Origin of the sequence: Paraburkholderia elongata (assembly GCF_013177735.1) — a bacterium.
GTDB lineage: Bacteria > Pseudomonadota > Gammaproteobacteria > Burkholderiales > Burkholderiaceae > Paraburkholderia > Paraburkholderia elongata.
On the sequence record NZ_WOEZ01000068.1, the window covers coordinates 1 to 18389 of the forward strand.

General features: G+C 59.7%; 18 protein-coding genes and 2 pseudogenes. 9 read left to right on the top strand and 11 right to left on the bottom strand.

Features of this window, described 5'->3' with window-relative positions:
• Positions 1-192 precede the first annotated feature (192 nt).
• A complete protein-coding gene (locus tag GNZ13_RS13640; RefSeq protein WP_172164905.1) occupies positions 193-591 on the top strand; it encodes an antitoxin Xre/MbcA/ParS toxin-binding domain-containing protein in 399 nt (132 codons plus the stop codon).
• A 283-nt stretch (positions 592-874) separates the two neighbouring features.
• Here the strand turns inward: GNZ13_RS13640 and GNZ13_RS13645 are convergent, their stop codons facing one another.
• Positions 875-1108 (bottom strand): DUF5939 domain-containing protein, encoded by a 234-nt coding sequence (locus GNZ13_RS13645; RefSeq protein WP_216674833.1) that lies wholly within the window; start codon positions 1106-1108, stop codon positions 875-877.
• Positions 1109-1475: 367 nt separating this feature from the next.
• Here GNZ13_RS13645 and GNZ13_RS13650 point away from each other — a divergent pair, with 367 nt between their 5' ends.
• Together GNZ13_RS13650 and GNZ13_RS54235 are read left to right on the top strand one after the other, a co-directional pair.
• Positions 1476-2594 (top strand): hypothetical protein, encoded by a 1119-nt coding sequence (locus GNZ13_RS13650; RefSeq protein ID WP_172164907.1) that lies wholly within the window; start codon positions 1476-1478, stop codon positions 2592-2594.
• A 374-nt stretch (positions 2595-2968) separates the two neighbouring features.
• On the top strand, positions 2969-3127 hold the full coding sequence (locus GNZ13_RS54235; RefSeq protein ID WP_407945630.1) for a LysR substrate-binding domain-containing protein: 159 nt from the start codon (positions 2969-2971) through the stop codon (positions 3125-3127).
• Between the two features lie 42 nt (positions 3128-3169).
• Here the strand turns inward: GNZ13_RS54235 and GNZ13_RS13660 are convergent, their stop codons facing one another.
• The gene (locus GNZ13_RS13660) at positions 3170-3385 is read right to left on the bottom strand and encodes a hypothetical protein (RefSeq protein ID WP_172164902.1); all 216 of its coding nucleotides are present in this window, start codon (positions 3383-3385) and stop codon (positions 3170-3172) included.
• Between GNZ13_RS13660 and GNZ13_RS13665 the strand changes: the two genes are divergently transcribed.
• The gene (locus GNZ13_RS13665; RefSeq protein WP_172164911.1) at positions 3384-4553 is read left to right on the top strand and encodes a GNAT family N-acetyltransferase; all 1170 of its coding nucleotides are present in this window, start codon (positions 3384-3386) and stop codon (positions 4551-4553) included. The genes GNZ13_RS13660 and GNZ13_RS13665 overlap by 2 nt on opposite strands.
• Before the next feature lie 810 nt (positions 4554-5363).
• Here GNZ13_RS13665 and GNZ13_RS13670 read toward each other — a convergent pair.
• From GNZ13_RS13670 to GNZ13_RS13705, 8 genes and pseudogenes are all read right to left on the bottom strand, one after another.
• On the bottom strand, positions 5364-8489 hold the full coding sequence (locus GNZ13_RS13670; protein ID WP_236001987.1) for an acetoacetate--CoA ligase: 3126 nt from the start codon (positions 8487-8489) through the stop codon (positions 5364-5366).
• A gap of 454 nt (positions 8490-8943) precedes the next feature.
• Positions 8944-9166: pseudogene (locus GNZ13_RS13675) on the bottom strand (IS110 family transposase); the annotation flags it as partial.
• A 59-nt stretch (positions 9167-9225) separates the two neighbouring features.
• The gene (locus tag GNZ13_RS51520) at positions 9226-9402 is read right to left on the bottom strand and encodes a hypothetical protein (protein ID WP_216674834.1); all 177 of its coding nucleotides are present in this window, start codon (positions 9400-9402) and stop codon (positions 9226-9228) included.
• Between the two features lie 385 nt (positions 9403-9787).
• The gene (locus GNZ13_RS13685) at positions 9788-10096 is read right to left on the bottom strand and encodes an H-NS family nucleoid-associated regulatory protein (protein WP_172164915.1); all 309 of its coding nucleotides are present in this window, start codon (positions 10094-10096) and stop codon (positions 9788-9790) included.
• 701 nt (positions 10097-10797) lie between these two features.
• Positions 10798-12300, bottom strand: a complete 1503-nt coding sequence (locus GNZ13_RS13690; protein WP_172164917.1) for a DHA2 family efflux MFS transporter permease subunit — start codon at positions 12298-12300, stop codon at positions 10798-10800.
• Between the two features lie 28 nt (positions 12301-12328).
• Positions 12329-12490 (bottom strand): NAD(P)H-dependent oxidoreductase, encoded by a 162-nt coding sequence (locus GNZ13_RS13695; RefSeq protein ID WP_172164919.1) that lies wholly within the window; start codon positions 12488-12490, stop codon positions 12329-12331.
• 11 nt (positions 12491-12501) lie between these two features.
• Entirely contained in the window at positions 12502-12690 is a 189-nt protein-coding gene (locus GNZ13_RS13700) for an NADPH-dependent FMN reductase (protein ID WP_172164921.1), read from the bottom strand.
• 47 nt (positions 12691-12737) lie between these two features.
• Positions 12738-13592 carry a pirin family protein gene (locus tag GNZ13_RS13705; RefSeq protein WP_172164923.1) on the bottom strand — a complete coding sequence of 285 codons (855 nt, stop codon included), beginning with the start codon at positions 13590-13592 and terminating at the stop codon, positions 12738-12740.
• A 145-nt stretch (positions 13593-13737) separates the two neighbouring features.
• Here GNZ13_RS13705 and GNZ13_RS13710 point away from each other — a divergent pair, with 145 nt between their 5' ends.
• Positions 13738-14643, top strand: a complete 906-nt coding sequence (locus GNZ13_RS13710; RefSeq protein ID WP_172164925.1) for a LysR family transcriptional regulator — start codon at positions 13738-13740, stop codon at positions 14641-14643.
• 158 nt (positions 14644-14801) lie between these two features.
• Here the strand turns inward: GNZ13_RS13710 and GNZ13_RS13715 are convergent.
• Positions 14802-15203, bottom strand: a pseudogene (locus tag GNZ13_RS13715) (DUF3363 domain-containing protein).
• 95 nt (positions 15204-15298) lie between these two features.
• Here GNZ13_RS13715 and GNZ13_RS13720 point away from each other — a divergent pair.
• The 4 genes from GNZ13_RS13720 (at position 15299) to GNZ13_RS13735 (ending at position 18255) form a co-directional block, all read left to right on the top strand.
• Positions 15299-16180, top strand: coding sequence for a pirin family protein (locus GNZ13_RS13720; protein ID WP_172164928.1), 882 nt, complete (start codon positions 15299-15301; stop codon positions 16178-16180).
• A 50-nt stretch (positions 16181-16230) separates the two neighbouring features.
• Positions 16231-16671 (top strand): nuclear transport factor 2 family protein, encoded by a 441-nt coding sequence (locus GNZ13_RS13725; RefSeq protein ID WP_172164931.1) that lies wholly within the window; start codon positions 16231-16233, stop codon positions 16669-16671.
• Complete coding sequence (locus tag GNZ13_RS13730; RefSeq protein WP_172164934.1) at positions 16644-17063, top strand: DoxX family protein; 420 nt, start codon at positions 16644-16646, stop codon at positions 17061-17063. Before GNZ13_RS13725 ends, GNZ13_RS13730 begins: the two co-directional genes overlap by 28 nt.
• A gap of 466 nt (positions 17064-17529) precedes the next feature.
• The gene (locus tag GNZ13_RS13735; RefSeq protein ID WP_172164937.1) at positions 17530-18255 is read left to right on the top strand and encodes a GntR family transcriptional regulator; all 726 of its coding nucleotides are present in this window, start codon (positions 17530-17532) and stop codon (positions 18253-18255) included.
• Positions 18256-18389 lie beyond the last annotated feature (134 nt).

Genomic DNA, 18389 nt, shown 5'->3' on the forward strand with positions numbered 1-18389 from the left:
CTCCACGAGGTCGCGCAATGTTTTCCGGACAGATTTCCTCGATTTGTTGGCTCGCGCCAGCAATCACATCAACGCCCGGGCTTCAATTGGACGCACAGCAGAAATGTTTTGCGACAGCCTCTGAAGGGGCGAGGTTTGACGCGCACTAGATCAATTCATCACCGAGCAATGCGATAACAACTGCGTAAAGGTATGATCGAGCGATTTCATCTCCTCAGCCCTACTGAAAAAGTGCGGCTCATTCGAGAGGGCATGGACGCCACAATTTTCGAGCGGATAGCGCAGGACGTTTTTGAGGTTCCTCTCGACCAGTTGCTTTCGTGTCTCTATGTTGCACATAGCAGCGTTCGTCGCAAGATCGGTCTGTCCACGCGGCTGAGCGCCGCTGAGTCAGATCTTGCCGCTCGAACGTTGAACATATATGCAAACGCTAAGGACGTGCTTGAGGACGGAAGACTAGCGTCCAAATGGCTTTGGAGCGAAAACGCCTTGTTACAGGGCAACAGACCGATCGAGATGATTGACACGCAACCCAGTTTTGATCGCGTGCGTGATTTGCTGATGCGCATTGAACACGGAGTCGCAGTGTGAACGTTTGATTGGCGCTTCAACCGCTCTGTGCCGAGATTTCGCAAAGAGATATCGGGATAACGTGCAGCGGCGCTTCGTCAGGCACTTTGAGGCGCCGCTACCCTTGCAAGGGCCTTCGACCCGTTTGAGACACTCGCACACGATTCGCGACCGTCCGCTCTCAGGCCCGACATGGGACGGTCGCCGCTCTCACCGATCCTGGCCGATTTCTAACGTGGGTGCGAATGACCGGAAGTGGCAGGACAGCGACCAGTGGCCAACCGCCGTCCGGTTCTGCTTGCGCTCAAACCTCGGTCTGCTCCGCCATCTCCAGCGCATTGTCGACCTCGAGCGTGCGCAACGCCCCGAAGCTGTGGAGGACATTTCCCGACTGTGGACAAAGAACGTCCCAGTTCATCTCGAACAAGCCGTATCGAGCCGCATGAAGAGAGAGGTCGATGCATTCAGCCTCGGCTATGCCGCGATCACGAGCGAACGCCAGCGGATTGACCCCGGTAAACGGACAGGTCGTCGCCATGCCTGATCAGAGTCTCGAGCTTGGAGATGACACGCGGGCTCCAGGACCGAGCCTGCTCGATCTCGATCATTTTGCTTTCGAGAGGAAGGCTTTAGAAAAATATTTTTACGCGTCCTGACTCTGCTTAAGGTCCACATAAGCATTGATGTAAATCGATTCCCCGCGAATTATTCAGTTACTTCATATTTCGAAGATGTTTCATTTCAATTCATTTCAATTCATTACTTGGACACATTCCATGCCTACGATCGCCACGACCACGTGGGCCATGGAACTACCGACTGCTACCGACGGTTCTGATGTCATAACATCGACAATCCCGCGTTTTGATAGCGAATTGTAATTTGTATCTATTCAGGATGACGGTATGAAACGCAAATGTTTGTTTACTGTAATGTCGACTGTGCTTGTTCTCACCGCGTGCGGTGGTGGCAACACGGTAAACGCGCCGGCGCCGGGACTCCAACCCGCGAATACCGCACAGATTCCCAACACTGCGACTGCCACCGGCTACTCTCTTTCGTTGTTCGCAAAAGCGCCGTCGTCGACTTCCAAACCGGACTCGATCGTTCAGTACAACAACACCGTTTTCATCGCCTATCAGAATGCGGGCGAGGTCAAGGATGGTTCGGTTCCCGGCATTACGAATGCAATCGTTCAATACGATTTGAACGGCAATACGCTGAAGACTTACACAGTTCCCGGGCACTGTGACGGGTTGATGGCACGCACCGATACCAATACGTTGTGGGCGATGTCAAACGAAGACGGCAATCCTGAACTGACGATCATCGACCTTGCATCCGGTGCACAGAAAACGTACCAGGCAACCGTCAATCCGACAGCCCACGGTGGCGGCTACGACGACATGCAACTGCTCAACGGCGTCGTGTACGTCAGCGCATCTGCACCCGCTACGCCGGGCGCTGCACCGACTGTCGTTTCGCTGACGCTGAACCCGAACGGTACGACATTCGACGTCGCCCCCGTCCTTGCCGGCAATGCCCAGGCCATCGACCTCACGCCGTCGGTCGGCGGCGCCGCCAATCCCACCTTCAATCAGCCTGTCACGCTCAGCCTCACCGACCCGGACTCGGAAGCCATCGACCCGTCTGGCAACCTCGTCCTCGATAGCCAGGGCGACGGCAAGCTCGTGTTCATCCACAATCCGGGACCGAGTCAATCGGTAAGCGTACTGTCGCTGACGCTGTACAACGACAAGGACGGTCCGACCTACTTTGTCGACGATACGCGCTGGGTGCCCGCACCCGGGCCGAACGGCAAGACGTTCATGCTGTTCACCGATGCGAGCAACACGACCTATCGCGTGGATGCGCCGTTCAAGCAGGGCGACGCCTATAGCGCTGGTCAAGGGCAGGTGATGCAGCTGGATACCAAGACCGGTCATCTGACGCCGGTCGTGGCGGGTATCGGCGTCGCATCGGCACTCCAGGATCCGCACGGCATGCTGTTTGTTGCGCTGTAACCCTCATCTAAGATGACACCCCGCTGCAGGCCTCCTGTGCAGCGGGACGTACGTCGTTTGAGGCTCAGTTAGATACTTTCGACCGGCAGGTGTTGGCCGTATCGCAGACTTCCGCGTTGACCAACCGGGCGATATGCGAGCACGTTGCGTCACCGGTCGGAACCGCTTCGCAAATCGATAAGCGATGATCGTCGATGTGCTTCATCGTGGTCTAGTCAGCAGCAACTGACCTTGCCCCTGTTTGACATATCCCATAGCCATGGAAATCAGGCCGCTTCTCCTTGCTTGAGTTTACCTGCTCAGCAAGGGATTCATTTCCTGGGGGCAAGCTCATACTCACTCGTTTGGCGCAGGCGGAGGCGGAGGCCTTGGGATTGAGCGCCGCGCCGTCCGGGACGCTTAAGATTGGCGTGACCGCCAGCTTTGACCGGCACCATTTAACCTGTCTAGTTTCAAGCTATCTAGAGCAATATCCACAGGTGTCTGTGAACGTAATGCTTGCGCAACAGATATCGCAAGTGCGCCCGCCTTGAACGGCGCGGCGCCTGAGCCCGATCGCCCATACAGGAGTCTCATCATGCTGAGCCATGAACAGGTTGCTGAAACCCGGCAGGCCAACCTTGACCTCGTTCTAGCAGTGTGTCAAGCTCTTCGCGGTTCAGGTCAATCTGCTCGGGCGCAGCCGCGACCAGCGTCAGGGTGGCATCCTTTTCGATCTGGGTAACAAGACGGTCGAGGGCGCCGAGAAACTGGCCGCACTTTACATGCAGGCGGCCGAGCGAGGGCACCATGAACGACAGTAATATTCGGCTCGATATCATCCGAGATGAAGCGGCCTTCACTGCGCTCAAGTCTGAATGGGAACCATTGTGGCTGAAAGCGAATGGGCGGTATTTTCAGCGCTACGATGTTTCTCTGCTAGCTTGGCTTCATGTAGCTAAACCTCGCGAACGCGCTCTACACTGCATAGTGATGCGTGAGAACGGTGAACTGTGCCTTGTGTGGCCTCTGGTTACGTATCGTCGCGCACTTTGGAGATACCTCCTCCCGCTAGGTTCAGATTCTGCTGACTATACTGGCCCGTTGATGGAAGACCGCCGCGATGCTGCAATGCTAGTAGAACGCGCTTGGAAAGCCGCACGTGCGGAGTGTAAAGCAGATTTAATACACCTACCGTACATGAACGAAGAAACTGCAATTCATCGTCTTGCGCAGCGGGAGAAACATATTCTCAATGCACGAAAGGATGATTGCTGGATTGCGAATCTACGTGAATACAGCGATTGGGCTAGCTATACTAAGTCGCTGGGTGCGTTGTTCAATAAAAAGCCCGGTCAGTTAGAGCGACGCCTCGCTAAAGAGGGCAAGCTTGAAGTTTTTATGATGGATCCAAAGGATTGTAAAGGGATCGCTGAAGCTATTCACTGGATGCTTGCAATCAAACGTGAGTGGGCCGGGAAAGTTAATAAGAAGGGCGCTTGGCTGTTCTCACAGCATTATGAGAATTTCCTGGTAGCCACGCTCACATATGGGGGTGATAATGCGCCCGCACGCATTCACGTCGTGAAGTTTAATGATGTGCTGATCGCCGCTTGCATTATGAGCCACGGCAATCCAGTTGCTACCGGTGTTATATCCGGATTCGACTTGAAGTATAGTCAGTACAAGCCTGGTTCAATTGCATGGGAAACTGCCATCAAATGGGCGTTTGAACAAGGGTACGACGTTGACTTCTGCCCGGGGTCGGAGAAATATAAGGACTACTGGACACGTGGCAACCGCAGCCATACTTGGTCTATGCATGTCGCAAACAACACATGGGGCCTTTGGGGCTATAGGGCGGCGAGCACTGCAAAAGACTTGATCGCAGCGGTTAAAGGTTTGAGGCCAGGTTCCAAGGAGCCGACTGCAGAAAGTGGGCGCACTGGGTCTTCACCGCAAGAGCCAGTCAGCGAATAGATTTAAGGCATTGCTCGCTGTGCGGATTTCGCTGCCTACGGCGCCCCAGGCAAACTTGGTCGCGCTGTACCCCGTGTCGATGCCAATATTTGCACCGGCGGGTGTGAGAGTTGGCTCGAGAAATATCATTAGTAGTTCTGTTTGCCGTTGAAATACACCGCGCGTTGTCGGAAGCGCGGTAATTCTGTCATGGGTTCGCGCGGTTCGGCCCATCGCCGGAAACGGCGTCTCAGCGAATAGCTGCCGCGAGCGTCCGCTGCCGTTTAGGTTTGTAGGATGCCTGCCCTCGACCACTGACATGAGCGCGCGCCACAGGCGCATGCGGGCAGGCGTCGTACAAACCTAAACAGAAACCGACGCCTGAATGGCTGACCGATGGTACGAGCGAATGACGCTTCATGGCCGACTGTGTTTAGGTTTGTAGGATGCCTGCCCTTTACAGATAGTCCGTGTGCTTGAGCACGCACCACTGGAGCATGCGGGCAGGCGTGGTACAAGGAAGGAACCCGCGGGATGCGCCGATACGCCGGCGTCGTGACTGGCTATGGCGATTCGGGAGGCGGCGTTGGTGATCCGAGCCAGGGGATGGTAACGCGAACCCTACTTCGGATGGGCACAAACGCGGTTTCGAAGCTGCCGTCCACCGTGTTTGTAGGGATATTGCGAGAGCGGCAAGGTTTGCCTGAAGCGACGGCGCGGGGGCGATGGGTAACGGTCATCCCTACCCGGACCTAGGTATTTAGCCGTTTGCGTAAGAGCCGGCTTGGGCCGCTTGAGGTCCGTCACCATGTGACGCGGTACCGCGTCGTGTCAGATCGCATATTCGCCGCCCGTCGAAGGACGCGTCTGCGGCGGATGCGACGACGGCCGGGACGGCGGCGCGTCGCCGCGCAAGGCGTCGTCGAGCGCTCGTGCGACCGCGAGCATATACGGCTCGACTATCATGTCGGTGTGGCCGCCTTCTACCTTGACGACCTTCACCCCAGCGCGCGCAACACGTCGCAACAGGAGCATCGGATCGGCGCGGCCCGGCTGCGGAATCTGCGCATCCACATACAGGATCGGTCCGGCGCGGTATGGCCGCGGCCGGTAGCGCGTCATTGCGACTCGTAAGGTCTCGCGCACCTGCAGCAGCATGGGCGGCAGCCCGACTGCTTCGGGTGCGGGCTTGTGCGCGTTGTGACCGAGCCGCAGCCGTACGCGATCGAGCAAATTACCGAACTTGCCGCGCACGAACCGGCCGCGCTGCCCGGAAGGCATCTCGTGCAGCGTGTGCCAGTGCCGCGCGAGGGAGCCCGCCTGGTGACGCAGCCATGCATCCCACGACAGACAATGTTCGTGCACGTAGGTGTCGACCATGAACAGCAGCTCGATCTTCTCGCCTGCCCGATGCAGTTGCTGCGCAATCTCCATCGCGATCAGCCCGCCGAACGAGTAGCCGAACAGCGCGTACGGCCCATGTTCCTGCACGAGGCGCATCTGCTCGACGTAGCCGCGCGCCATCTCGGCGACGTCCCGCTGCGCAGCCTCATTGCCTTCGACACGAAGCGCGATAAGCCCATAGACCGGTCGCGGGCTTTGCAACGCGCCGATCAGCGCACGGCATTCCATCACCGATCCGGTGATGCTGTGCGCAACGAACAGCGGCGTACCAACGCCCGCGCGCATCAGCACCCGCGATTCCGATGGCGCTTCGGGCGCATCGTCGACGATCGCGCTGGCAAGCTGGGCAATGGTCGGCGCTGTTAGCAGCGTCGCGAACGAAATCGTGCGGCCGGTCGACTGGTGCACATGCGTTGCCAGCTCGGCGGCGAGCAGCGAATCTCCGCCCAGATCGAAGAAATTGTCGTCGCGGGCGATCGGGCTCAAGCAGAACAGGCTCTCCCATAGCGCTTGCAGATAAGGTTCGAGAGCCTCGCGGGTGGTGCCGGGCGGGGGCAGCGTGCGCGCCACGAGGTTCAGCGCCGGATGCTGGCGGATCACGTCGAGGCATGCGGGGTTGCGCAACGCAGCTGCGTTGGCGACCGGCAGCCCGTTGATCGCATCACGCGCGGCGGCTTCGGATGGTTTGCCGCTGTGCGTGACCGGCAGTGCATCGACTGCGAGGATCACGTCCGGCACGTGCGCGGGCGACGCGCGGCGCGCGAGGTCGCGGCGCACCCGCGACTGCAGCGCGCCAGTGAGCGCGACGCCGTCCTTCAGCACAACCAGCAGAACCACGCAGCTCTCGCGCGAATGCACCGGCACCCCTACGGCCAGCGCCGCGTCCGGCACGGAGGCTGCAGTGGGCGAAATACGCCGGTCGACCACCATTGCGTCGCGGATCTCGGGGATCTCGCTGAGTACCCGGTAGACCTCGGCAGGACCCACGTTGGTGCCGCTCACATTGAGCACGCCATCGAAGCGGCCGTGCATGCGCGCGGAGCCGTGCGCCGGGAACTCGACCAGGTCGCCGTGCGTCCAGACACCTGGATTCGCGGCGAAGTAGGCTTTATGAAAGCGGGCACCCTCCGCATCGCCGAAAAAACCGAGCGGCCGCGAAGGGAACGGATTCACGCAGACCAGTTGACCGACGCCGTGCGTGGGCCTGCCGTTGTCCCACGCCTGCACATCGAGGGCAAGGCTCTTGCATTGCGCCTCGCCGACATGCACGGGGAGATTAGGATTGCCGAGCACGAAGCAACCGATGATATCGGTGCCGCCGGAGATCGATTGCAGCGGCAGATCGCCAACCTGCTCACGCACCCAGTGGTACTGCCTGTCGTAGAGCACCGCGCCGGTCGACATCATCGCGCGCAACGCTGACAGGTCGAATTGGCGTGCGGGTTGGAGGCCCGCCTGCTCGCACATCTTCAGGTAAGCGGGGCTGGTACCGAACATGCTGACGTGCTCGCTGGCGACTAGCTGCCACAGCGTATCGACGGACGTGAGCGGGCCGTCATAGGTGACGATCTCGACCCCGGAGGCGAGCGCCGACAACTGCCAGTTCCACATCATCCACGCGCAACTGGTGTGGAAGTAGAGCTTGTCGCCCGCGCGCAGGCCGGTATGCAAGCGGTGTTCCTTCAGATGTTCGAGCAGCGTGCCGCCGGCGCCGTGCACGATGCATTTCGGCTTGCCGGTGGTGCCTGACGAAAACATGATGAAGAGCGGCTGGTTGAACGGGAAGCGCCGCCAGACGAACGCCGTGGCGTCGGCCTGGGCGATCAGCGTGCCGAGAGCATGAACCGGCAGCGTGACGGAGCTCGGCAACGGCCCGTCTTCGAGGAGCACGATCCCTTCAAGCGAAGGCAACGCGGCTACCAGCTGCGCGATATTCGCCGCCGGCGTGGCGCCGGTACTGAAGCCCCGGTTTGCGGTGTGTGCGAACAGCAGGCGCGGCGAGAGCGGCGCGAAGCGGTCGAGCAGCGCGTCGGCGCCCATCTCCGGCGAGGCGCTCGACAGCGTGGCGCCGATCGCCGCGACGGCCAGCGCGGCAACCACCGCCTGCGCGTCGTTATGCATCACCGCGGCGATCCGGTCGCCGCTGCGGATGCCCAGGTGTTCTAGCGCGCTGGCAAGACGCGCGACACGCTCGCGCAGCTCGCCGCGTGTGATCCGCACCCGTGACCCGTCGGCCTTGCATTCGCACAACGCCGGCGCATCGGTGCCGGCGACCTTCAGGCTGAGCAGGTTGTCGGCATAGTTGAGCTGGACGCGCGGGAAGAAGGTGGCGTGTTCGCAGTCGTCGCCGACGCAGACCGGTTCGATATCCCCGCCGCGATCGATGTCTTCACACCAGCCGAGGAAAAATCGCCAGAAGGTCCGGTACTCGCGTACCGAGAACGCGTGCAGCTTCGCGTAGTCGGCCAGCATGAGGCCGGTGTGTGCTTCAAGCGCCGCGGTGAAGGCACTCATGCGAGATGCCGCGATGCTTTGTTCGGTTGGCACAAACATGACGCGCTCGATGGAACCGTGGTGCTCCCGATCTCTCATGATCTGTTTCTTCCGTAACTTGCAAGCACCGCTCTGCGACGGCATGTTGCTTGCGTGCGTCGCAAGATGGAGTTGTCGCGTTGTGATATTTAATTTAACCGCGGGATGCAACGCTGCGCTAGCTTCACAACAATATGTGTTTGCAAGAGCGCGATCTGTGCGTCATCGAACCAAACTGGCCTGGAGAAACCATGATCCCGGCGGCCGCTCTGCGTCGCGGGTGTTGTCAACCTGATTGGTGCGATTCGTTTCGCGGTCGGCCGCGCGTTATGCAGCATGTAGTAGGCGGTAGAGCTCTTCTTTGCCTTATCGCGCCCGGCGTCGAAACATCGACTGCGGGCACTGTGATCTGATGTGCAACCGGCAGTTGACTACCCAGGTGTGCGTGACTGGTAATGCGCCCCTATGTGTTCCGTCAGGCATTAGGGGCGGATTTCGGTTGGTAGAAGGTACCGTCGCGCAGCATGGCGAACAGAACGTCGCGGCGGCGTCTGGCCAAGGCGATGAGCGCCTGATTATGGCGCCTGTCCTGACGGACGTTGCGAGCGTAATAAATCCTCGAGATCGCATCTCGCAGGGCAGCAAAGACCGAGAGGAAGAACGCTCTCTTGAGGGACCTTGTGGCCTCGCCTGGAGGGTTACTCGCCGCCGCATTGGATTGCGGATTCATGCGCGTACCGTCGGCCATCTTTTTTGTCTAAAATTTCCGGCCGTAATAAGAGGCCTTGCCCTTGCGTGCCTTGCCGGAGCGGTCAGGACCTGCGTCGTGCGCGGCTCCGGCATGGCGCTCGAACACATGGACAAATTCGGCGGCGTCTTCGCCTACGAATGAGAGCGGCGGTGCGGTCGCCACGCGACGGCTTTCGGCGACCACGCCTGTTCAATCTTCATTTTTGCATGAGCCGCGTCCCGACACATGTCCGGGACGGGTGCAGTAGCGCGAAGCGTCGCTCACTCAGTCGCCCTTAAGCCTGCTACATGCCGATCTTCAAGAAGTTTCGGTGCATCGCGACCGGTGACCTCCAGATATCGCGAGGGTCGCATGTCAAACTGATTTCTGCCGCTCAGAGCCAGTTCGTCAACGGCACTTGCTGGCCGATTTCTGCCTGATCCCCGGCTACAGTTGATGTGCTTAATTCGTGCACAGAAACCATTGCACAGTAACCCCGCACGTCAATTCAAGCTTCGACGTTCCCGTCGAGATTGATAGTTTTTATGCGTTCCACGTCGGCTCCAGCATGGTTTTTTTGCGCGCGCGGTTATTCGAAGAGGTCTGCCTGTCTGTAGACCACATCCCCTTTGCGCTGTGGTTCTTCCTTCGGCTTCACCTCGATGCGGAAGAAGTCTGGGTCGACGCCGGCGTGTTTGGCGGCCGTCAGCCAGTCGGGCATCGGACCGACCCCGTTCCAGTCGTGGCCTCGCGCGTCGCGGTACAGCGGCGGGTGCGCGAGATCTTCCTGAATTGACGCTTCCAGTGCGTCGAATGTGATGCCGAATTCCTGCATGCGTCGGCGGATCCAGATGATGAGCCGCTCGCGGGCCTCACCGTCAGCGATTTTCCCTTTCATTCCGAAGTACCCGGTTTTCGTTCGGGGAATTATAGCGACAGGCAGAAAAAAGCCCGCTCAATCGGCGGGCTGAATCCATATCGGAGGAGACATGGAGGAGACGGATTAAGTATAAACCCTTAATTCTGTTGGCGCAGTGCAGTCGCGCGATTTTGTCGCACCAACGCGACAGGCTCAAGCCAGCTTGCGGTCCGTTCGTCGGTACGCCTCGCCTGCCTGGAAGCGGTCGAGCCGTTCGCTCGCTTCGGCGACGGCCCACAGCGGGGCCTGGCGCAGTTGTTCATCGTAGGTCGTGACGATTACGGCGAACAGGCTTGCGGCACCCTCATCCAGTCGCCATTCGCCCGTGTCCCGGCCGCGGTCGAAAGCGGCCGAAATGGCTAGAACAGTAAGAGAAAGCGGTCGACGCGAGCACGCTACCCGAGGCGATTCGCGGCCACCGGCGAAAAACCTGACGCGCAAACTCGCTGGTCGCGGGCGACCCGACTAATTAATTGGTTAGTTAGTTATGAGTGGGAAAACGTCGTCGCCCTGGACGTTATGCGAACTGCCAGGGCGCGAGTAGCCGATCTTTCTGGATGAGTCTTATCCAGAAGCCCGATAGAACGTGCCATGCATAGCCAGGCGCGATCCGGCGCATTTGATCGCGCTTGCGGTTTTGCGGATGGGCGTGATCGACTGCCGACACAGCTCGGGTTCGGTCAGTAGTGCTCTGTCGCTGCCGCGTTGCCGGTTGTGGATGCGGGGCCCGCTGTCCTTACGCCGTGACTGTCAGCAACCGGTCGCTCGCCGGCGCCGCCTGGCTGCCCAGGACGCAACAGCAAACCGCCCAGCACACCCGCCGCCGCCGCGAAGATCGCACCAAACAGAAACGCTACGTGATAGCCGCTATTGAGCGCCGCCGTGGCGCTTTCGGAAGCCTGCATCGCGTCGCTGCGCGCGGCAGCGAGACTTGCGAGCACCGCGAGGCCGAGTGCGCCCCCCATCATCAACGACGTATTGACGATACCGGACGCGAGGCCCGAATCGCTCGGATCGACGTCGCTCATGGCAGCCAGCAGCACGGCATTGAATGCGATGCCCGCGCCGAAGCCGAACAGGATCATGCCGGGCAGCACGTCGAGCACGAAGTTGGCGTTCACTGGTGCCCGTGCGAACAGCGCGAGGCCACACGCAGCGACGAGCAGCCCGACGGCAAGCGGAAGGCGCAGGCCGAAGCGCATCACCACGCGCGCCGACAGGCCCAGCGAAAAGAACGCCATGATCAGGTTGGCCGGCAAAAACGCGAGCCCGACCTGCAAGGGCCGGTAGCCGAGCACGCGCTGCAGATACAACGCGGAGATGAAGAACCACGCGAACATCGCCGCCGCCCACAGTACGCCGACCACATTCGCGGTCGCGACATTGCGTAAGCGGAACAGACCGAGCGGCATCAACGGATGCTGCACGCGCACTTCGATAACGAGAAACACGGCCAACAGCGCCAGCGCGACGAACAGCAAGCCCAGCGTCTGCGCCGAGGTCCAGCCGGCTTCATTGCCGTTCACCACTGCGTATACGGCGAGCATCAGCGAAGCCGTCACCGTCACCGCGCCGGCCACGTCGAGCCGTTCGCCATGAGCATGGCCGCGTGCCGACGGCAGGAGCGCGACGCACAGCGCGTAGACGGCGATGCCAATCGGCAGGTTGACGAGAAAGATCCAGTGCCAGCTCAGCAGGTTGGTCAGCAGACCGCCGAGCAATACGCCGATGGTGCCGCCCCCCGCGCAGACAAAGCCGTACACGCCCATCGCTTTGGCCCGTTCGTCGGTCTCGGTGAACAGATTCATGATCAGCGACAGCGAAACAGCGGAGACGACCGCGCCACCCAAACCCTGCACGGCACGCGCGCATACCAGCAGGATCTGCGAATTCGCCATGCCGCATGCGAGCGACGCCAGCGTGAACAGCGTAATGCCGCCGAGGAACAGCTTGCGGTGGCCGTAAAGATCGCCCAGCCGCCCGCCCAGCAGCAGGAAGCCGCCGAAGGTCAGCATGTAGGCGTTGACCACCCACACGAGCGAGGTTTCGGTAAAGCCCAGGTCCGCCCGGATGGACGGCAGTGCGACGTTCACGATGGTCGTGTCCAGCACGATCATCAGCACGCCCAGGCAGAGCACGATGAGGGCAAGCCAGCGCTTGCGTTCGTCGATGCCATGTGTCATGGAACTGCTCCTGTCGGATGCTGGCAGTTCAAGACTGCGCAGCGGATTCTAGATTGGCGAAGCCGGTTGCAAAAGCCTTGCCGCACACCGCGTTCGTATAGTCAATTGCGCGCCGCACGCGAGCGTTGTACTCAGGTGAAACGATGACGAAGCCGTCGGACGCCGCGATCGCTTGGGTCCAGCGTTTCACGACCCGTGCTCCTATGCCGGCCGGCCCGGCATCGCGGGCGGGACCGGCGCATCGAAGAACGGCATCGGATAGTCTTTGAGGTCGAGCATGCGCGCGTCAACGCCTTCGCGCTTCTTCAGATGGTCGAGAATCCAGCGCGCGGGTTTCCCGGAGAAACATCCCTGACGGACGGTACCAATGATGACGGAAAAGACGGTCATGAGACGCTCCGGTTGAATGGAATAACATCGGTCTACGAAAGGGCGGATCAACGCACCACGCCCTTGGCGCGCAGCTCGCGACCGATGCGCGCGATTTCGCTCTCGCCCTCTATCAGCGCGGCGGGGCTGGTGTGCACCGAGTAGTGGCCAAGGTGGAGATCATGCGGATGCGGGATTGCCGTACCGAGCACGAAGCGCGCATCGGTCATGGCTTCGAATTCGATCGCCGCATCGGACTGGTCGAATACGGCCAGCTCACCTTTATCGACTGGATCGGGCGTGCACAGGCTACCGTCCATCACTGCAATCCAGCCGACCCGGTAGCCCAGCGGCGGCTGGTAAGTCCAGCGCTGACCGGCCTTGAGCTGCACAACGAAATAGTTGACGCCCGGAGGTGCATCAATCGGGCTGACCGCCTCGCCGCTACTGCCCAGCAGCACGCGCGCCGGGCCGTCAGACGGGATGTTGCTCACCGAAAGATGCTGGCTGAACGCGGGCGCCAGTTCAAGCTCTGGCGGCAAGGCGACCCACAGCTGGAAGGCCTTGATCGGGAGCACGGCGAAACCAGAATGCCAGACGCCGAGACCGGCGCTCATCCATTCGATGTCGCCCGCCACCATCGTTCCTTCTTGGCCGAGGGATTCGACATAGCGGCCTTGCCCTTCGATCGCCAAGGTCAACGTGGCGATGCCCGAATGCGGATGCCAGCCGAAACCCTGTTGACCAATCGCCTCTTGTGTATCAATGAGATCGAGAAATACGAACGGCTTGATCATCTTGCCGACGTCGGAGGGGCTGACCATGCGGACGACCGGCCCGTGCGCGTGGCCGCGCGTGCGGAAGATTACGTTACGTCCGACGCGGCCGCGGGGGGTGGGTGGTGTCTGGATAACGGCATTCATGGGGCGCTCTCCAGGTATTTGAGTTGCCACTTCGGCGGCCTGGAAATGGCCGCCTACTACGCGATGAAACAAGTATGGAGATTGAATGCGCCCGGCACTAGACGGTAAAATCGAATCAGATTATTCCATTTTTATAGGTAATTTCATGCTCGATTTCAACGATCTGGCGATGTTCGTCCATGTTGTCCGCGCCGGCAGCTTCTCCGAAGCAGCGCGACGTCTACACATGCCCACGGCTACGTTGAGCCGGCGTATCGATCAACTCGAAGGGCAACTTGGCACGCGCCTGCTCCATCGCTCTACGCGCAAGCTCGCGCCCAGCTCTGAAGGCCAAGCGCTGTTCGAACGCTGTGCGCCGGCGCTCGACCAACTCTTCGAGATCGAACGGCACAACGCAGATAAGCAGGCGCCGTCCGGCTCGATTCGCGTCACTGCGATGGCCGCCCTGTTCGAACTCTTCCGGATGGAGTGGCTGGTCGAGTTTCACGCGCGCTATCCAGACGTCAGCATCGACTTCCTGCTCGACGACACGCCGACAGACCTGATCGCCGAGCGCATCGATCTCGCCTTGCGCATTGGTATCGAGACCGGTAGCGGCTTTAGAGTGCGCCGGCTGGCGCCGAATGCGATGATCCTCGCGGCGAGTCCGGCTTATCTGGAACGGCATCCTGCGCCGCGCACGCTGCGCGCACTGGCCGAACACGACTGTCTAACGATTTCCAATCGCCAGGGCCGCAACGCGTGGCGTCTTCAGGGTCCACGGGGCAGTCAGGAGGTATCAGTCAACAGCCGGTTCGCGTTCAACGACATGCGCGTGTTGATGCGGGCTTGCAAGGCGGGCCTGGGTATTGCATTGCTGCCGCAGTTGATAACTGAGCAAACCATCGCGCAAGGGGAACTCGTGCGCGTCCTGCCGAGCTATCAGCGCGTGAGCAACGATCTCGGCCTGCAGCTCGTCTACACGAGCCGCCCACCGGTGCCACCCGCGGTAGAGGTCTTCGCTGAATTTCTGAAGGAGAAAATGAGCGAAGAATGGCCTTCCCCTCACTGAGCGATACCAGCCGACAATAGGTTCTGCGCTTGAACAATCCGCGCCGGAAATACGTAGCTGGCAGAAGCGCAACTCGGCCGATCGCAAGTCGTGCCAGGCCGCTGCGAGCACTTAGTCCGCAGACCCTTTGAGCTTTTGCTGTTTTCATTCGTGAAATATCAGTCGAGGGATGCTGTCTGCTGTCCCATCCGTTGCTCGACCACTGGTTTCCACGGGCCGAGGCTGAATCCCTTGTCGTCATCGAGCATGGCGTAGCGTCCGCTGGCGAGCATGACGCTACGCCGGTACACGCTGGCCATCGGCCATTGGTCGATGCTCCAGGCCAGTTTCCGCTGCAATGTCCTGCACTGCCTTGTTCAGCTCGCGGCCGCGCAGCGTCGCCAATGGTTGCGCGCCAGAACTACACGTTGCCCTCGCCGCTCGGCAAGTCCCTGTTCAACCAGGAAGTCGGCACGCTGACGCAGTGCGTCTTTGGCCTCGCCTCCAAAACCCAGGTCGCCCAGTCCCTTGCCGCCGCCGATCAACTGTTGGTCCAGTGTAATACCGTCAAGCAATTCCATCGTCTATATCGATACGTAGAATCTACAAATATAGGCTTTTAAGATGTAACGCAAGCTCTTACCTTACGCGTATCACGCTTTTTTGAGGCAGAGCCATGAACATCGACACAGCCGTACTCACCCCGATTCCGCAAACAGTGCTGGCGCCGCGCCGAATTGCTTTTCGCACCGGCGGCAGTGCGCACGGCGGCATTACTCGTCTGGCGAGTCCCTCCGATCTCGGAGAGTTGATCAAGCCTTTTGTGTTCCTTGATCACGCCGTGGTCGTACCGACCGGCAAGCCGATGTTCGGGTTCCACCCGCACTCGGGCATCGCAACACTCACCACCGTGCTGAGTGGCGGAATCTCCTATGAAGATACGACCGGCAAGAACGGCGAACTTCGAGCCGGCGGCCTCGAATGGATGAAGGCCGGCAATGGTGTCTGGCACGACGGAAACGTATTGCCGGGCGAAACCGTACGCCTCTTTCAACTCTGGGTCGCCTTGCCGCCCTCGCAGGAGAATTCGCCGGCGGAAAGCCAGTACATCTCGCCAGCCCAGGTCCAGCGGAATGGGCCGGTCCGCGTGATCCTCGGCCACCACGGAACTGCGGCGAGCGATATCCGCGCGCCTGAAGGCATCAACTATTTCCATGTTGAACTGAGCGCAGGGGATACGTGGCGATACGTGCCGCCGGCCGGACACAACGTCGCGTGGCTGGCGATCGACAAGGGTCGCCTGAACGCATCCGAGCCGATCGAGGCAGGGGAACTCGCCGTGTTCGAGGAATCCGACGGGGCGCCCATCGAGCTGCATGCCGAGGGCGCGACGTCGTTCGTCATCGGCTCCGCTATCAAGCACCCCTATCCATTGGTGCTCGGCCACTACTCGGTGCACACGAGCCCGGACGCGCTTGCACAGGGTGAGACTGAGATCCGCCGCATCGGTCGCGATCTGGCTGCGCAGCGTCGCATCGCCACGGCCCGAAATGGTTGACGTTGTAGCTCTTTTGCCAAACCGTAATTTTCTTTTAGAAGAGGAAAGTCATGACAGGCAGCGCGCTTCTTTCACCGGCTGATGTGGCCGTCGCTTATTTCGACAGGCTCGACCGTGGCGCTCCAGAGTTGTTTGAACTCTTCGCTGACGACTTCGAGTTTTACTTTCCGAAGTTTGGGATTGGCAAGGGAACGGAGGATTTTGTCGCCTGCATGACAGGTCTGCAGGGTCGGCTTGAGAGCATTACCCATTACGTGGACCGGTCAGCTGTCATTGTCGCTGGCGACAAGGTGGTCGTCGAGGGTCTCTCGTCAGGACGAGTGAAATCAGGCGAAGAGTGGCATGGCGGCGTTACAGCTGGTGGACGCTTCTGCAACGTGTTTGAGATCCGCGGCGGCCTCATCGAACGCGTCGCCGTCTATCTCGATCCTGATTATATTTCAGAAGACACCGAACGCTTCCTGTGGAAGAACCGGAAGAGCCAGTGGTGAAGGGGGGCGCCGCGGCGGCAGTCGAACAAACGAGTGGGTTGAGCCAGCTGGGAGCATACTCCGCTACGGTTGCATATATCACAGCCGTTGGAATGCCGGTGCCGCCGCTGGCCTTCATCGCCGCAGTGGTTATCGAAGTTGGCGGTGGATTGTCGCCGCTGCTGGGCTACCGGGCTCGCCTTGTCTCGTTCGTCTTGGCGGTCTTCGCGATAGTCGCAGGGATTTACTTCCACAGCAATTTTGGCGACCAGAACCAGATGATTCATTTCATGAAAAATCTGATGATTGCTGGTGGTCTTCTCCAAATCACGTACTTTGGCGCCGGGGCGTTCAGTCTGGACGCCCGCCTTGGACGGTCAAAGTCTGTCGTGGCACCTTTGGTTGCGAGCTAAGGCTCAGGCGAAACGAACGTCAGCCCGCCCGGTAGACGTTCGCCTCACAACATCATATGTGCATCAGGTGCGCGGCTTATGGTCAGCATTGCTAGGCACGTGCCCGCTCCAATCCTAACGGAAGCCGGCGGTTCGATGTGGTGGGCTCAATGCACCTGAAGGCTTCTCACATTGCGGACATCAGCGCCGCAGCAACCGGAAATCACGCGGACTAGTCCATCCACTTGCGCTTTGGATGACGGGACATATCGGCCCTTGGGCGGCAAGCTCTGCTGCGACGTGACGTGGGAAGCGCAACCACGCACATTCGAAAATAATTCTCACATGGAATATTTAATTGATAATGGAATTATTATTCTATAATGGAACATGCGGAATGAAGTAGCTAGTTGTCTGACCTATCGATAAGTGCTATTGTTTTCGTCAAGCTAACGTAGGTCGGCCGTAAAGGCGATGGGGTCCTTAAATGACAGTTGATGCAGCGGCGAGCCAGATTCGCGAGCGTAACGGAATGGTGAAGGTGGCCGCCACACGGGCTCGCGACGTCTATGACCTGATCAAACGCGACATACTGGACTGCCGGCTTCAACCTGGCGCAAAGCTCAGGTTCGAGGAATTGCGCGATCGATATGAAGTCGGCATAAGCCCACTTCGAGAGGCCCTCGTCCGCCTTTCTGCGAATGGTCTCGTAGTTCTTGAGGACCATCGCGGATTCCACGTCGCCCCCGTTTCGCGGGCGGATTTGGTCGACGTGACTCAGATGCGCATCATGTTGGAGTGTAAGGCTCTCGCAGCGTCCATCAAGAACGGAGACGACGAATGGGAATCGCACGTCATGGGCGCATACCATTTCCTTTCAAAGACCGAGCGCTTCGTTGACGACGACCGAATCCTCGGACAGGACTGGGAGGAGCGTCATCGGGATTTCCATACCGTGCTTCTGAAGGCGTGCGGTTCTCCGTGGCTATTGCAGCTTCGCACCCTTCTTTACGATCAATCCGATCGATACAGGCGTCTGTCTCTTCGGGCTAGGCAGCAGCCTCGCCCCGCAAATGTTGAACATCGAGAAATTCTGGACAAAGTTCTCGCCAGAGATGTCGATGCAGCTTGCGATTTGCTAGCTAAGCATATTCAAAAGACGACCGATATACTGCTGGCGGATCCTGATATCGGAAAGATCTTTACGGAATAGCTTGAATGCTTCCGTTCGGCTCCTAGAGGTATCTGCCATACAAACAGAAGGGCAGCGAGACTTCCCGCTGCCTGACGCCTGACGCCTGATGCCTGATGCCTGATGCCTGATGCCTGATGCCTGATGCCTGATGC